Genomic DNA, 15786 nt, shown 5'->3' on the forward strand with positions numbered 1-15786 from the left:
TGATTTTAAAGGTAAAGAATGGGGAGCCCTTTCTGCGGGCTCCGGTGCCGGTGCAGAAAGGAAGGCCATGAAGCTCAAGTTCAAGACCCAGGAATACCAGACGCGGGCCGTCGAAGCGCTGGCGGACTGCTTTGCTGGCCAGCCCTTCAGTAGCGGTATCCGCTACCGCATCGACCCGGGCGAGGCAGCCGCCCTTTCGCAGCCGATGCAGCGTGACCTGTATGCCTCGCCTGACCCCGACGGCGCCGGCTTCAAGAACGCCGCGCTGGAGCTGACGGAGCTTGATCTGCTGAATAACATCCGGGCCGTGCAGCGCCGCCAGAACTTGCCGCTCTCCGACGGCCTGAAGAAAGATGACAAGACCGGCTGCCTCTACAACCTGGACGTGGAGATGGAGACCGGCACTGGCAAGACCTACGTCTATTTGAAGAGCATGTTCGAGCTGAAGCAGCGCTACGGCTGGAGCAAGTTTATCGTGGTGGTGCCCAGCATCGCCATCCGCGAGGGGGTGTACAAGTCGCTGCGGATCACCGCCGATCACTTCCTGGAAAGCTACGGGGAGAAGGCGCGCTTCTTCATCTACGACTCCAGGCAGTTGGACAAGCTGGAAAGCTTCTCCTCGGATGCTGGCATCAATGTCATGGTCATCAACGTTCAGGCGTTCAATGCTGCCACGAAGAAAAACGCTAGCGAAGCAAATAGGAGAATTTTTAGGGAGCTGGACGACTTCCAGTCGCGCCGCCCCATCGACGTGATCAAGGCCAACCGCCCGATCCTGTTCCTCGATGAGCCGCAGAAGATGGAAGGGGGCAAGACGCTCAGCTCCCTGAGCGAGTTCAACCCGCTGTTCATCGTGCGCTACTCGGCCACCCACAAGACAATCTACAACAAGATCCATCGCCTGGACGCCCTTGACGCCTACAACCAGAAGCTGGTGAAGAAGATCTCGGTGCATGGTGTCACCACCAGGGGCCTCACCGGCACCGATGCCTACCTCTACCTGGAAAATATCGAGACGGCCAAGAACAAGCCTCCTGTGGCCTGGGTCGAGTACGAGGAGAAGACGGCCAGCGGCGTGAAGCGCAAGCGCCGCAAGCTGGGCAAGGGTGACAACCTGCATGAGCTATCGGATGGGCTGGAACAGTACAAAGGCTTCGTCGTCTCGGATATCGACGCCCGTGTCGACCAGCTCAGCTTCACCAACGGTGTCGAGCTCACTGCCGGGGAGGTGACCGTCGATGTCACCGAGCAGACGCTGCGCCGGATCCAGATCCGCGAGGCGGTCAAGGCGCACTTCAAGAAGGAGCAGCTGCTGTTCTCCCAAGGGGTCAAGGTGCTCACCCTGTTCTTCATCGATGAGGTGGCCAAGTACCGCCAGTACGAAGAGGGCGGTGAGGTGCTGGGTGAGTACGCCCGGATCTTCGAGGAGGAGTACAACCGTCAGCTCGACCAGGTGCTGACCCTGGAGGACAGCGAGTACAACCGCTACCTGAAGGGCATCAGTACTTCGGACACCCACAACGGCTACTTCTCCATCGACAAGAAGTCCAAGCGCCTCGTCGACCCGGCAACTAAGGCGCGTTCCACCGAGACGGACGACGTCGATGCCTACGACCTGATCCTGAAGGACAAAGAGCGCCTGCTCTCCTTCGAGGAGCCCACGCGATTCATCTTCTCCCACTCCGCTCTGCGCGAGGGCTGGGACAACCCCAACGTGTTCGTCATCTGCACGCTGAAGCACAGCGACAACACCATCTCCCGGCGTCAGGAGGTGGGGCGCGGCCTGCGCTTGGCGGTCAACCAGCTGGGGGATCGCATGGACGACCCGCTGACGGTGCACGACATCAACGAGCTGACGGTGGTCGCCAGCGAGAGCTACAAGGACTTCGTCACCGCCTTGCAGCGTGACATCAGCAACGAGCTCTCCGAGCGTCCTCGGGTCGCCGACGAGGCCTACTTCACCGGCAAGCTGCTCGTGTCGGATGAGGCCGAGGTTGAGGTCACGCCCGCCATGGCCAAGGAGATCTATCGCTACCTGCTCAAGAACGACTACACGGATAACGCCGACCACATCACCGAGGCTTACCACCAGGCCAAGGAGGACGGCACCCTCGCCGTGCTGCCGGAGGCGCTGCAGCCCCATGCACAGCAGGTCTTCCAGCTGATCGACAGCGTCTTCAGTAACGCCCAGCTGCCGCACATCGATGACGGCCGAAAGGCCAAGCTGAACCCGCTCAACGACAATTTCCGCAAGAAGGAATTTCAGGAGCTCTGGGAGCGCATCAACCGCAAGGCGGCCTATTCCGTCAGTTTCGACTCCAACGAGCTGATCGATAAATGCGTGGGCTATCTGGACCTGAAACTCAACGTGAAGCGCTTGGAGTACCAGGTGGAGCGCGGCACTCAGAAGGCGGAAGCCAGCTACCAGGACTTGTCCAGCGGGCAGGCCTTCACCGTCAACGAGAGCGAGCGGGTCAAATATGACGGTACGCTGCATTCGGCGGTTCAATACGACCTGATCGGCCGCCTGGCCGAGGGCACGCAGCTGACGCGGCGCACCGTCGCGGCGATTCTCTTCAAGATCCAGCCGAAGACCTTCAAGCAGTATCCGATGAACCCGGAGGACTTCATGGCTCAGGCCGCCAGGCTGATCAACGAGCAGAAGGCCAGCATGGTGGTCGAGCACATCAGTTACGACCCGATCAATGAGCGGCACAGCCGGGAAATCTTCACCATCGAAAAGCCGGAGAACCAGCTGGATCGAGCCTACAAGGCCAACCGCCACGTCTACGACTATGTGGTGACCGATTCCAAGATTGAGCGGGGCTTCGTTGAAGAGCTCGACACCAGCAAGGAGGTGGTGGTCTACGCGAAGCTGCCGAAGAGCTTCTTTATCCCGACGCCGGTGGGCAACTACAGTCCCGACTGGGCCATCGCCTTCAATGAGGATGACGTGAAGCATGTCTACTTCGTGGCCGAGACCAAGGGAAGCCTTTCATCGTTGGAGTTGCGTGAAGTTGAACAGGCCAAGATCCGGTGCGCCACCGAGTTTTTCGACACCATTGCGACGGCCGAGGTGAAATACGATGTCGTCGATTCCTATGACAAGTTGATGGGGTTGGTGAGTTGATGTGGCTGCGGCCATGTAAAAAATTGTTACAATAAAGCGGCCATGGCCGAAATGTTATGGGCGGGGACGTCCTGCGCGAAGCGGTGCTTCGCTTGTCGAACCCCTACGGGGGTTTGTCGGGGCCCTCCCTGGCCCCGACCCTTCGGGCTACGCGCCAATCCGCTCCCGGCGGATTGGTCATCCTCCCACCGCAACCGCGCAAAGAAAAAGGGGCGCCCGCATGGGCGCCCCTTTTTCTTTGCGTTGGTGGAGGCGGGGGGAATCGAACCCCCGTCCGCCAGCAATCCGCCTGTGGATCTACATGCTTAGTCTGGTCTATTGATTTAAGAGGCTGCGGCCCGACCGACAGGGCGCAGTCACCGAGTCCCTAAGAGTTTTAACGGCGCCATCCGGGACGGACTTTGCCGCGAGCCTGTGTAGCGATGCTCGCCGCACTTCCCCACAGGCTGGGTCGTTTGGCGATAAGCGGGGTTTAAGCCGCTAGTGCGTAAGTATCGTCGTTTGCGATTACTTTAAGATGCCACAAGGTATTTACGAGCATTGCGACGCTACTCGACATGCACCACAGGTTTCTTTACCGGCGTCGAATCCATGTCGCCCCCTGTGATCTGGCCGCTCAGGCCAAGCGGCGTATTGTAGGAGATGGGGCCGGTCCGTGGAAAGCCAAGGGGCGGTTTTTTGTCGAGACCGCCGGAAAAGGCGCCGTTAACCGGCTTTTACAGATATTGTCGAACAATCAGACCTGAATGCCATGGTGTCGTCATCCGCAGGGCGCATCATGATCCTGACGGCGAGCCCCGAATTCCGACGACAAAGCCAGCCGCCAACCCTTCGTTGATGGATTCGTTCAAAGAGGAGCGAGACGATGAAAGCGATCTTTCGGTCAGCTGAACAGGTTGTCGAGAAAGCCCTGGCGCCGGTGGCGGCCCACCCCCTGCTGGCGCGCACCCTGCAACTGATGCTGGCGGTGGCGCTGTACGCCGGCGGCATCGCCGCGCTGGTGGCGGTGAGCGGCGACTCCCGGATTCCGGTGCTGCTGTTCGCGGTGTACTTCCTGCCGGCGGTGCTGCGCGCCTGGCTGCAGGTGTACTGGCAGGTCCGTGACGAAGTACGCGGCTGGCGCCGGCGTCACGGGCGCACCGGCAAGGCGTTTTAATCGAGTCTGGCGAAATCGCGATTAAAGCCGCTCCTACGGCATTGCTGTAGGAGGGACTTTAGTCGCCATCAGTGCTGGCGCAGGATGCGCTGCTTCTGGCGGTTCCAGTCGCGCTCGCGTTCGGTGGCGCGCTTGTCGTGCTTCTGCTTGCCCTTGGCCAGGGCGATGTCCAGCTTCACCAGGCCGCGTTTCCAGTGCAGGTTTACCGGCACGCAGGTGAAGCCCTGCTTTTGCACGCCGCTGAACACCTTGGCCAGCTCCTTGCGGTGCAGCAGCAGCTTGCGGCTGCGCTGGGGGTCCGGCACGAAGTGGGTGCTGGCGGTGGGCAGGGGCTCGAAGCGGGCGCCGAACAGGAACGCCTCGCCATCCTTGAGCAGGATATAGGACTCCGTCAGGTTGGCCTTGCCGGCGCGCAGGGACTTGACCTCCCAGCCCTCCAGCGCCAGACCGGCCTCGAAGAATTCTTCCAGATGATAGTCGAAGCGCGCCTTGCGGTTCTGCGCGATGGCGTTCGGCGTCGACTTTTGCTTTTTCGCTTTGCCCATGGGGCGGCGATTATAGAGAGTGCCCGCGGTTCTGGCGAGGGGCGCGGCCCGCTTCGGTGGGTGAGCGTTCACGCACTGTCTCTTGAGGGGCCCCGGGAAAATCAAGACAATGGCCGCACTGCGTCGAGGGGTTGATAGCCGATGAGCGAAGAGAACAAGCCGGTCCACGGCATGTGGGCCAGCCGGTGGGTGTTTATTCTTGCCGCCACCGGGTCCGCCGTGGGCCTGGGCAATATCTGGCGGTTTCCGTACATCACCGGTGAGTACGGCGGCGGCGCCTTCGTGGTGCTGTATCTGATCTGCATCGCTCTGATGGGCGTGCCGATCATGATCGCCGAGGTGCTGCTGGGCCGCCGGGGCGGCCTCAGCCCGATTCACTCCATGGGCCGGCTGGCCGAGCAGAGCAAGGTGAGCCGGCGCTGGAAGGGCATCGGTTACCTGGGCGCGCTGGCCGGCTTTCTGATTCTGTCGTTCTATTCCGTGGTCGCCAGCTGGGCGCTGATCTACGTCTGGGAGGCGGTCACCGGCATGTTCCAGGGGCTCACCGCGGTGCAGTCCCAGGGTAACTTCGAGGCCATGCAGGCCAATCCCTGGCTGATGATGGGCTCGCACACCGCCTTCATGCTGCTGACCATGGGCGTGGTGGCCCTGGGCGTGAAGCGCGGCCTGGAGCGGGCGGTGGAAGTGCTGATGCCGGTGCTGTTTCTGCTGCTGGTGGTGCTGATCGGCTATGCCGCCACCACGCCGGGCTTCGTCGAGGGCGTCAGTTTCCTGTTCGCGTTCGACTTTTCCAAGCTCTCCGGCGAGGCGGTGATCATCGCCCTGGGCCAGGCGTTCTTCACCCTGAGCCTGGGCATGGGCGCGATCATGGCCTATGGCGCCTACATGCCCCGGGAGATCAAGGACAAGAAGACCGGCCGCTCCCGGCCGGTGTCGATCGTGTCCTCGGTGGCGATCATCGCCGTGCTCGACACCCTGGTGGCCCTGGGCGCCGGCCTGGCCATGTTCCCGTTGCTGTTCACCGGCGGGCTGGAGCCGGCCCAGGGGCCGGGCATGATGTTCGTGACGCTGCCGCTGGCCTTCGGCCAGATGCCCGGCGGCATTCTGTTCGGCAGCCTGTTCTTCGTGCTGGTGGTGTGCGCCGCCTGGAGTTCCTCCATTTCCCTGGGCGAGCCGATGGTGGCCTGGCTGGTGGAGCGCGGCCACAAGCGTGGCGTCGCCGCCTCCATGGTGGGGTTGGCGGCCTGGGTGCTGGGCATCGGTTCGGTACTGTCGTTCAACCTGTGGAAGGACGACACCTTCCTGATGGGCACCTTCTTCGACAACATCGAATTCCTGTCCACCAGTATCCTGCTGCCGCTGGGCGGCCTGCTGATCGCCGTGTTCACCGGTTGGGTGATGAAGGAGACCCAGGCGCGCAAGGAGCTGGCGATGAAGAGCTTCCCGCTGTACCTGGTGTGGCGGGCGCTGGTGCGGGTGTTCTCGCCGCTGGCGGTGATCGCCCTGATTCTCTACTCGATCTGGTCCGCGGTCGGAGGTGGCGGTGGCTGAGTCGATCCGCGTGGAGGTGGTCTACGCGCTGCCGGACAAGCAGCGCCTGATCGCCCTGGACGTGGCGCCGGGCACCACCATGCTGGACGCGGCGCGCCAGTCCGGCATCGCCGGGCAGTTCGAGGGGCTGGAGCTGGAGAAGATGCCGATGGGCATTTTCGGCAAGGCGGAGCCGGATCCGGCCCGCCGCGTGCTGGCGGCGGGGGAGCGGGTGGAAATCTACCGGCCGCTCAAGGTGGACCCCAAGGCCGCCCGGCGGGCCCGGGCGGAGCGTTCTCGCTAGCAGGGCCTGGCGGCGCCTTCAGCCGTCGCGGGGCTGGGGAACGGAGGTGGCGTCCGGGGTGCTCTGGGTGCCCGGTTCCGGGGCCGGATCGCTGAGCGGCTCCTGCTCCACCACATCGCCTTCGCGGCGGTCCTCGGCGCGCTGTTCCAGTTCCCGGTCCCGGCGGCCGGAGGTGCGTTCGCGGACGTTGGCGACCACTTCGCCCCGGTAATGGCTGTACTGGCCGTTCTGGAAGAACACCACGATGTCCTGTTCCACGGTGTCGGCCTTGCCCGGCTGGTAGTGCAGCAGGTAGTACCAGGTGTCCGGGGTGAACGGGTCGGTGAGGGTCGGCGGGCCCAGCACGAAGCGCACCTGTTCCGGGCTCATGCCCGGTTCCAGTTCGGCCAGCATGTCCTCGGTCACCACGTTGCCCTGGGGGATGTCGATACGGTACACCCCGGGGAATCGCAGGGAGCTGCAGCCGGTGAGAAGACCGGCGAGTAACAGGGATAGGAGAAAGGTCCTTGGCATGATGTTTCGACTTGGCATAATGTCCGGGCGATAATACAGACTTGTTGAAGGGGAACAAGGTTCCTCACGGAATCAGGAATCCCCGCTGGCGGCATACGGAGCAATTGTTTTGGATAATCAGGATCTTAGAAAAGCAGGCTTGAAGGTCACCCTGCCGCGGATGAAAATCCTGCAGCAGCTGGAATCGTCAAGCGAGCGGCATCTCAGCGCCGAGGACATCTACAAATCGCTGATGGATGCCGGCGAGGACGTGGGCCTGGCCACCGTCTACCGGGTACTGACCCAGTTCGAGCAGGCCGGCATCGTGCTGCGCCACAACTTCGAGGGCGGTTCCGCGGTGTTCGAGCTGGCCGACGAGGACCATCACGACCACATGGTGTGCATGGAAACCGGGGAGGTGATCGAGTTCGTCGACGAGGAAATCGAGGAGCGTCAGCATCGCATCGCCGAGGAGCACGGCTATGAGATCGTCGACCACTCCCTGGTCCTTTACGTGAAACCCAAGGGCGGCAAGAAGTAGGCCGCCGACCCCGCCAGCCTGCGCCGTGGCGGCCGCCGCGGCGCGCCGCCAGCTTTCCGAACCCCCGCCCGGGCCGCCGCGAGGCGCCCGGGCGGGGTGCGTTCAGGCGACCCGCTGGCCCTTGTCGAGCATCTCCCGGGCGTGGGCCAGGGTGGATTCGGTGATTTCCACCCCGCCCAGCATGCGCGCCACTTCCTCCACCCGGGCGGTTTCTTCCAGGGGTTGGATGCGGGTACGGGTGGTGTCCTTGCTTTGCAGCTTGTGCACCTGCCAGTGCTGGTGGCCCTGGGCGGCCACCTGGGGCTGGTGGGTAATGCACAGCACCTGGGCGTGGCCGCCCAGCTCGCGCAGCAGGCGGCCGACGATCTCGGCGACGCCGCCGCCCACGCCCACGTCCACCTCGTCGAACACCAGGCTGGGCACGGTCAGGTTGCGCGCGCAGATCACCTGGATCGCCAGGCTCACCCGGGACAGCTCGCCGCCGGAGGCCACCTTGGCCAGCGGCCGGGGCGGCTGGCCCGGGTTGGCGGAGAAGCGGAACTCCACTTCCTCGAGCCCGTCCGGGCCCGGCTTGCCTTCCTCCACCGCCGCCTCCAGGCGGGCGGCTTTCATGCCCAGGGCCTTGAGTTGCTTCTGCACCTCCCGGGTCAGGGCGCCGGCGGCGTCCCGGCGGCGCCGGCCCAGGGCCTGGGCCTGTTCCATGTAGGCATCGCGGGCGGTCCGCTCGGCGGCGGCCAGGGCTTCCAGGTGCTCGTCGAAGTGCTCCAGGGTGTCCGCTTCCTCGGCCAGGCGCCGGTGGTGCTCCACCAGCTCCTCCGGGCGCAGGCGGTGCTTGCGGGCCAGGGTGTAGGCCTGGCCGAGCCGCTCCTCCACCTGGTTGAGCCGCTCCGGGTCCAGATCCAGTTTTTCCAGGTAGTGGCGCAGGTCCTCGGCGGCGGCCTCCACCTGCAGGCGGGCGGATTCCACGGTGTCGAATACCCCGGCCAGGCCGTCGTCGCTGGCGCGGGCTTCCTCCACCCAGTGGCTGACCTGGCCCAGGTGATCGTTGACGGTGCCGTCCTCGCCGTCGTAGAGGGCGGTGACCGCCTGCTGGCACAGGCGGATCAGGGCGTCCGCGTTGCCCAGACGTTGTTGTTCCTGCTCCAGCTCCGGCAGTTCGCCCTCGGCCAGATCCAGGGCGTCCAGCTCCTCGAGCTGGAAGCGCAGCAGTTCCTGGCGTTCGGTCTGCTCGCGGGCGCTGGCCAGGGCGTCGTCGTGGGCGCGCCGGGCGGCCTGCCAGTCGCGCCAGCGTTCGCGGACGGTGGTGGCCAGTTCGCCGGCCTCGGCCAGGTTGTCGAGCAGAGCGCGGTGGGTGTCCTTGCGCAGCAGGGCCTGGTGCTCGTGCTGGCTGTGGATGCTGATCAGGTGCTCGCCCAGGTCGCGCACCTCGGTGAGCGGCGTGGGGGTGCCGTTGATGTAGGCCCGGGAGCGGCCGTCGGCGCGCACCGTGCGGCGCAGCAGGCACTCGTCGCCGTCATCCAGCTCGCGCTCGGCGAGCCAGGCGCGGGCCGTCGGGTTGTCCCCCAGGTGGAAGGTGGCCAGCACCTCGGCCCGTTCGCAGCCGGGGCGCACCACGGCGCTGTCCGCCCGTTCCCCCAGGGTCAGCGACAGGGCGTCGATGAGCACCGACTTGCCGGCGCCGGTCTCGCCGCTGATCACGGTGAGGCCCGCCTCCGGTTCCAGCTCCAGCTGGTCCACGGTGGCGAAGTGGCGAACACTGAGATGGGTCAGCATGGACTGTCCTTCTGGCCAGTAGTTGTTGGGATGTTAGGGTATTCCCGCCGCCAGTGTAAGCCCCCGCCGGCGGAGCACTGGACGGCGGCGCCGGCGGACACGGAAAATGCGTGGCGGGAATCAGGCTATACTGAGTCGTCTTCCTTGGTATTTGAAGTATGTCCAAGCTGGAACTGAACGAGCGCAAGCAAAGGTTGTTGATGACCCTGGTGGAGCGCCATATCCGCCACGGGCAGCCCGTGGGCTCCAAGACCCTGGCCGCCGGCAGCGGCCTGAGCGTGAGCCCGGCGACGATCCGCAACATCATGGCGGAGCTGGAGGAAATGGGTTTGCTGGCCAGCCCGCACACCTCCGCCGGCCGGGTGCCCACGGAGCTGGGGTACCGCCTCTACGTGGACACCCTGCTGGCCTCCAGCACCATGGAGCGGCCGGACAACGCCCGTTTGCGCGAGGAGCTGCGCCGCATGCTGGCGCCGGACCAGTCGCCCCAGGCGCTGGTCTCCCAGGCCTCGCGGACCCTGGCGGAACTGACCCGCATGGCCGGCCTGGTGGCGGTGCCGCGCCGCCAGGTCACCACCCTGCGCCAGGTGGAGTTCCTGCCGTTGTCCGGGCAGCGGGTGCTGGTGGTGCTGGTGGTGAACCGCTCCGAGGTGCAGAACCGCATCATCCAGACCAGCCGGGAATACGACGAGGTGGAGTTGCGCCAGGCCGCCAACTACATCAACCAGACCTACGCCGGCTGCGACCTGGACGGCATCTGCGAGGGGCTGCTCAGCACCATGGAGGCGGACCGCGCCCAGCTCGACCGGATGATGCAGACCACCCTGGACGTGGCCGGCAAGGCGCTGCGCCCGGAGCGGGAGGACTCGGATTACGTGGTGTCCGGCGAGTCCAACCTGATCGACAGCGCCGAGCTGGACAGCATCGACAAGCTGCGCGACCTGTTCGACGCCTTCAACCGCAAGCGCGACATCCTGCACCTGCTGGAGCGCAGCATGAAGGCGGACGGCGTGCAGATCTTCATCGGCCGGGAGTCCGGCTACCAGCCGTTCGAGGAGTATTCCCTGGTGTCCGCGCCCTACCGGGTGGACAACGGGCCCATGGGGGTGCTGGCGGTGGTCGGCCCCACCCGCATGGACTACGAAAAGGTGATTCCCACCGTGGACATCACCGCGCGCATCCTCTCCGCCGCGCTTACCCAACTCTGAAGGCGGTTAAGAGTTAACAGTGAACAGTTAACAGCGAAAGCCCGTGTGCCGCCGGCTCCGGGGCCTGCCGGAGGGCGGAGTGCCCTCGCAGCCGGCGCGGGCACGGCCTTGACGAGGCATCACGCTCGCCCGCGCACTATTAACTATTCACTGTTAACTGTTCACTGCCTCCTCTTCTTCCCTTGAATCCCGCCGTGCCGTTCCCATATCTTTGCCCGCTTTCCCAGAATTCGGGATGTGTGGAGTGGATATGAGCGAACAGGACAAACAACAGCCGGCCGACGAGGCCGAAATCAACGACGGCGCCCGCCCCGAGGCGGACGCCGGACAGGAGGCGTCCGGGCAGCAGGACGGCGGCGTCGAGGCGGAGCTGGCGGAAACCCGCGACCGGCTCGCCCGGGTGGAGAAAGCCCTGGCCGAGGCCGACCTGCGTTCCCAGGCGGAGATCCAGAACGTGCGTCGCCGCGCCGAACGGGACGTGGAAAGCGCCCACAAGTTCGCGCTGGAGAAGTTCGCCGCCGACGTGCTTACCGTGGCGGACAGCCTGGAACGGGGCCTGGCCACGCTGGATCCCGAGGACGAGGCGCTCAAGCCCGCCCGCGAGGGGCTGGAACTCACCCTCAAGGTGCTGCTTGATGTGTTCGCCAAGTACAACCTCGAGCAGATCGACCCGCAGGGCCAGCCCTTCAATCCGGAGCACCACGAGGCGATGACCATGGTGCCGGCGCCCAACGCCGAGCCCAACACCGTGATCGAGGTGCTGGAGAAGGGTTACCAGCTCAATGGCCGCCTGATCCGCCCGGCCCGGGTAGTGGTCAGCAAGGCCGAATAAGGCGCCCCGCGCCTCTCTTGAAAAGCGCAAGCCAGCCGCCATATAGGTGGCAAGTCAATAAGGTTCAGCTGTCCGGACGGCCTGATGGGGTTCGGACCGTGTGAAGGAGAATGGAACGTTATGGGTAAGATCATCGGTATCGACCTTGGCACCACCAACAGCTGTGTCGCTGTCATGGAAGGTGACAAGACCAAGGTAATCGAAAACGCGGAAGGCGCGCGCACCACGCCGTCCATCATCGCCTACACCGAGGACAACGAAATCCTGGTGGGTCAGGCGGCCAAGCGTCAGGCGGTCACCAACCCGACCAACACCCTGTACGCGGTCAAGCGCCTGATCGGCCGTCGCTTCGACGACGAGGTGGTGCAGAAGGACATCAAGATGGTGCCCTACAAGATCACCAAGGCGGACAACGGCGACGCCTGGGTGGAAGTGAAAGGCGAGAAGCAAGCGCCGCCGCAGATCTCCGCGCAGGTCCTCAAGAAAATGAAGAAGACCGCGGAAGACTACCTGGGCGAGGAAGTCACCGAGGCGGTGATCACCGTGCCCGCCTACTTCAATGACTCCCAGCGTCAGGCCACCAAGGACGCCGGCCGCATCGCCGGTCTCGAGGTCAAGCGCATCATCAACGAGCCCACCGCGGCGGCACTGGCCTATGGCCTGGACAAGAAAGGCGGCGACCGCACCATCGCGGTCTACGACCTGGGTGGCGGTACCTTCGACATCTCCATCATCGAGATCGCCGAAGTGGACGGCGAGCATCAGTTCGAGGTGCTGGCCACCAACGGCGACACCTTCCTGGGTGGCGAGGACTTCGATCTGGCGATCATCAACTACCTGGCGGACGAGTTCAAAAAGGACTCCGGCATCGACCTGGGTGGCGACGCCCTGGCCATGCAGCGCCTCAAGGAAGCCGCCGAGAAAGCCAAGATCGAGCTGTCCTCCGCGGAGCAGACCGAGGTCAACCTGCCCTACATCACCGCCGACCAGACCGGTCCCAAGCACCTGGTGGTGAAGGTTACCCGGGCCAAGCTGGAATCCCTGGTCGAGAAGCTGGTGACCCGCTCCCTGGAGCCGTGCAAGACCGCGCTCAGCGACGCCGGCGTGAAAGCGTCCGACATCACCGACGTGATCCTGGTGGGCGGCCAGACCCGCATGCCCATGGTGCAGAAGAAAGTGGCTGACTTCTTCGGCAAGGACGCCCGCAAGGACGTCAACCCGGATGAAGCCGTGGCCATCGGCGCCGCCATCCAGGGCGCGGTACTGGCCGGCGACGTCAAGGACGTGCTGCTGCTGGACGTGACGCCGCTGACCCTGGGTATCGAGACCATGGGTGGCGTGATGACGCCGCTGATCGAGAAGAACACCACCATCCCGACCAACGCGTCGCAGGTGTTCTCCACCGCCGAGGACAACCAGACCGCGGTGACCGTGCACGTGCTGCAGGGCGAGCGCAAGCAGGCGGCCCAGAACAAGTCCCTGGGGCAGTTCAACCTGGAGGACATTCCGCCGGCGCCGCGTGGCGTGCCGCAGATCGAGGTAACCTTCGACATCGACGCCAACGGCATCCTGCATGTGGGCGCCAAGGACAAGGCCACCGGCAAGGAACAGACCATTCAGATCAAGGCTTCCTCCGGCCTGTCCGATGATGAAGTCGATCAAATGGTCAAGGACGCCGAGGCCCACGCCGACGAGGACAAGAAGTTCGAGGAGCTGGTGCAGGCGCGCAACCAGGGCGACCACCTGGTGCACGCCACCCGCAAGACCCTGGAAGAAGCCGGCGACAAGGCCAGCGAGGAAGAGAAAGAGGCCATCAACAAGGCCATCGCCGAGCTGGAAGAGGCCCTCAAGGGTAGTGACAAGGACGACATCGAAGCCAAGACCAAGACGCTTACCGAGGCGTCCGGTTCCCTGGCGCAGAAGATGTACGCCGAGGCCCAGCAGGCCGAGGGCGCGGCGGATGCCGGTGCCGGCGATCAGCAGAAGGCGTCCGGTGACGACGTGGTCGACGCCGAGTTCGAGGAAGTCGACGACGACAAGAAGAAGTAAGCCGTCCGCTCGCGGACGTCCAATTCGCACCAGAGCAACGCCGGGCCCCAGGGCCCGGCGTCTTAGCTTGAGTCGAACGGATCGAATATGTCCAAACGCGATTATTACGACGTGCTGGGGGTGGCCAAGGACGCCAGCCAGCAGGATCTGAAAAAAGCCTATCGCCGCCTGGCGATGAAGTACCATCCGGACCGCAACCCGGATGACCAGGAGGCGGTGGCCAAGTTCAAGGAGGCAAAGGAAGCCTACGGAGTGCTCGGCGACGAGCAGAAACGCGCCGCCTACGATCAGTTCGGCCATGCCGGCGTCAACGGCCAGGGTGGCTTCGGCGGCGGTGGCGCCGGCGGTTTCGGCGGTGGCGGTTTCGGCGATATTTTCGGGGACATCTTTGGCGATATCTTCGGTGGCGGGCGGCGTGGTCCGGCCCGTGGCGCCGACCTGCGCTACACCCTGGAGCTGAGCCTGGAACAGGCGGTGCGCGGCTGCGAGGAAAAAATCCGCGTGCCCAGCTGGGACACCTGCGAGGTGTGCGAGGGCAGCGGTGCCCAGGCCGGCGAGCAGCCGGTCACCTGCCCGACCTGCAACGGCATGGGCCAGGTGCGCATGCAGCAGGGCTTCTTCACGGTGCAGCAGGCCTGCCCCACCTGCCACGGCGAAGGCCGGGTGGTGGAAAACCCGTGCGGCAACTGCGGCGGCCAGGGCCGGGTGCAGAACACCCGCACCCTGTCGGTGAAGATTCCCGCCGGCGTCGACACCGGCGACCGCATCCGCCTGGCCGGCAAGGGCGAGGCGGGCATGAACGGGGCGCCCCCCGGGGATCTGTACGTGCAGGTGGCGGTGCGCGAGCACGACATCTTCAAGCGCGACGGCGAAAACCTGCACGTGGACGTGCCGCTGAGTTTCGTGGACGCGGCCCTGGGCGGCGAGCTGGAAGTGCCCACCCTGAACGGCCAGGTTAAATTGAAGGTGCCGCCGGAGACGCAGACCGGCAAACTGTTCCGGCTGCGGGGCAAGGGCGTTACCCCGGTACGCGGCGGCCCGCCCGGCGACCTGCTCTGCAAGGTGGTCGTGGAGACCCCGGTCAAGCTGTCCGGCGAACAGAAAGAGCTGCTGCGTGATTTCCAGGATTCCCTGGAGAAGGGCGGTGAGCGCCACAACCCCCGCCGTACCAGCTGGTTCGAGGGCGTGAAGCGCTTCTTCGACGGGCTGTAAGGCACCCAGGAACGACGACGGGCGAAAACCATGAAAGTAGGCATTATTGGCGCCGCCGGGCGCATGGGACGGATCCTCATGGAGGCCACCCTGGCCAATCCGGACACCGAGCTGGCCGCCGCCGTGGATGTGCCCGGCTCCAGCCTGATCGGCGCCGACGCCGGCGAGCTGGTGGGCCAGGGGCGCCTGGGCGTGGCCCTGGCGGACGATCTGGAGAAGGTGGTCCGGGACGCGGAAGTGTTCATCGACTTCACCGTGCCCGAGGCCACCGCCCGCCACGTGGCGGTGTGCCGGGCCGCCGGCACCCGCCTGGTGATCGGCACCACCGGGCTGGATGACGACCAGACGGCGGCCCTGCGCGCCGCCGCCGAGGACATCGCCATCTGTTTCGCGCCCAACTATTCCATCGGCGTGAACCTGTGCTTCAAGCTGCTGGAAACCGCCGCCGCCGTGCTCGGCGACGAGGTGGACATCGAGGTGATCGAGGCCCACCACCGGCACAAGATCGACGCCCCCTCGGGCACCGCCCTGCGCATGGGCGAGGTGGTGGCCCAGACCCTGGGTCGCGATCTCAAGGAGTGCGCGGTGTACGGCCGCGAGGGCCGCACCGGCGAGCGCGAGCGCCACACCATCGGCTTCGACACCATCCGTGCCGGCGACATCGTCGGCGACCACACGGTGATGTTCGCCGCCGAGGGCGAACGGGTGGAGATCAGCCACAAGGCGTCCAGCCGCATGTCCTTCGGCCGTGGCGCGGTGCGCGCCGCCCTGTGGCTGGGGCGTCACGAGCGCGGGCTCCATGATATGCAGGACGTGCTCGGCCTGGCCGGCGACAGCGCCGGCTGGGGCCGCTGAGCGGCGATCCGGGCGCGCGGCGTGACAGCGTGACCGATACGTCCTAAAATGGCGCCTGCCCAAGATGGGCGAGCGGGTGGCCGAGTGAAAAATGGGCTGTTGGCCCAAAAGCGCGTTTTCTGAAAGCGAGGTGGAGGAATCCATCTCGCTTTTTTGCGA

General features: G+C 65.0%; 13 protein-coding genes and 1 other RNA gene. 10 read left to right on the top strand and 4 right to left on the bottom strand.

Annotated elements, in window-relative coordinates; all coding sequences use genetic code 11:
- The first annotated feature begins 67 nt into the window (after nt 1-67).
- On the top strand, nt 68-3130 hold the full coding sequence (locus HMJ39_RS09745) for a type III restriction-modification system endonuclease (protein WP_194297167.1): 3063 nt from the start codon (nt 68-70) through the stop codon (nt 3128-3130).
- A 244-nt stretch (nt 3131-3374) separates the two neighbouring features.
- Here the strand turns inward: HMJ39_RS09745 and ssrA are convergent.
- Nucleotides 3375-3732, bottom strand: a transfer-messenger RNA (tmRNA) gene (ssrA, locus tag HMJ39_RS09750).
- A gap of 263 nt (nt 3733-3995) precedes the next feature.
- Between ssrA and HMJ39_RS09755 the strand changes: the two genes are divergently transcribed.
- Nucleotides 3996-4286 (top strand): hypothetical protein, encoded by a 291-nt coding sequence (locus tag HMJ39_RS09755; RefSeq protein WP_194297168.1) that lies wholly within the window; start codon nt 3996-3998, stop codon nt 4284-4286.
- Nucleotides 4287-4354: 68 nt separating this feature from the next.
- On the opposite strand, the gene smpB is transcribed toward HMJ39_RS09755, so the two are convergent.
- Nucleotides 4355-4831, bottom strand: coding sequence for an SsrA-binding protein SmpB (gene smpB / locus HMJ39_RS09760; RefSeq protein ID WP_194297169.1), 477 nt, complete (start codon nt 4829-4831; stop codon nt 4355-4357).
- A gap of 141 nt (nt 4832-4972) precedes the next feature.
- On the opposite strand from smpB, the gene HMJ39_RS09765 reads away from it, so the two are divergent.
- Nucleotides 4973-6382: a sodium-dependent transporter gene (locus tag HMJ39_RS09765; RefSeq protein ID WP_161385602.1), complete on the top strand. Its 1410-nt coding sequence runs from the start codon at nt 4973-4975 to the stop codon at nt 6380-6382.
- Nucleotides 6375-6665: an RnfH family protein gene (locus tag HMJ39_RS09770; RefSeq protein WP_161385601.1), complete on the top strand. Its 291-nt coding sequence runs from the start codon at nt 6375-6377 to the stop codon at nt 6663-6665. Before HMJ39_RS09765 ends, HMJ39_RS09770 begins: the two co-directional genes overlap by 8 nt.
- A gap of 18 nt (nt 6666-6683) precedes the next feature.
- Here the strand turns inward: HMJ39_RS09770 and HMJ39_RS09775 are convergent, their stop codons facing one another.
- Nucleotides 6684-7103: an outer membrane protein assembly factor BamE gene (locus tag HMJ39_RS09775; RefSeq protein WP_323370884.1), complete on the bottom strand. Its 420-nt coding sequence runs from the start codon at nt 7101-7103 to the stop codon at nt 6684-6686.
- Between the two features lie 184 nt (nt 7104-7287).
- Between HMJ39_RS09775 and fur the strand changes: the two genes are divergently transcribed.
- Entirely contained in the window at nt 7288-7698 is a 411-nt protein-coding gene (gene fur, locus HMJ39_RS09780; protein ID WP_161385599.1) for a ferric iron uptake transcriptional regulator, read from the top strand.
- 102 nt (nt 7699-7800) lie between these two features.
- Here fur and recN read toward each other — a convergent pair whose 3' ends face one another.
- Nucleotides 7801-9471, bottom strand: a complete 1671-nt coding sequence (gene recN / locus HMJ39_RS09785; RefSeq protein ID WP_194297171.1) for a DNA repair protein RecN — start codon at nt 9469-9471, stop codon at nt 7801-7803.
- A gap of 158 nt (nt 9472-9629) precedes the next feature.
- Between recN and hrcA the strand changes: the two genes are divergently transcribed.
- From hrcA to dapB, 5 genes are all read left to right on the top strand, one after another.
- Nucleotides 9630-10679, top strand: a complete 1050-nt coding sequence (hrcA, locus tag HMJ39_RS09790; RefSeq protein ID WP_161385597.1) for a heat-inducible transcriptional repressor HrcA — start codon at nt 9630-9632, stop codon at nt 10677-10679.
- A 250-nt stretch (nt 10680-10929) separates the two neighbouring features.
- Nucleotides 10930-11511, top strand: coding sequence for a nucleotide exchange factor GrpE (grpE, locus tag HMJ39_RS09795; RefSeq protein ID WP_161385596.1), 582 nt, complete (start codon nt 10930-10932; stop codon nt 11509-11511).
- A 120-nt stretch (nt 11512-11631) separates the two neighbouring features.
- Nucleotides 11632-13560 carry a molecular chaperone DnaK gene (gene dnaK, locus HMJ39_RS09800; protein ID WP_194297172.1) on the top strand — a complete coding sequence of 643 codons (1929 nt, stop codon included), beginning with the start codon at nt 11632-11634 and terminating at the stop codon, nt 13558-13560.
- Between the two features lie 87 nt (nt 13561-13647).
- Nucleotides 13648-14772 (top strand): molecular chaperone DnaJ, encoded by a 1125-nt coding sequence (gene dnaJ / locus HMJ39_RS09805; RefSeq protein ID WP_161385594.1) that lies wholly within the window; start codon nt 13648-13650, stop codon nt 14770-14772.
- A gap of 30 nt (nt 14773-14802) precedes the next feature.
- Nucleotides 14803-15627: a 4-hydroxy-tetrahydrodipicolinate reductase gene (dapB, locus tag HMJ39_RS09810; RefSeq protein WP_161385593.1), complete on the top strand. Its 825-nt coding sequence runs from the start codon at nt 14803-14805 to the stop codon at nt 15625-15627.
- Nucleotides 15628-15786: the final 159 nt, after the last annotated feature.

The sequence above is a fragment of the Alloalcanivorax profundimaris genome (assembly GCF_015265435.1).
GTDB lineage: Bacteria > Pseudomonadota > Gammaproteobacteria > Pseudomonadales > Alcanivoracaceae > Alloalcanivorax > Alloalcanivorax profundimaris.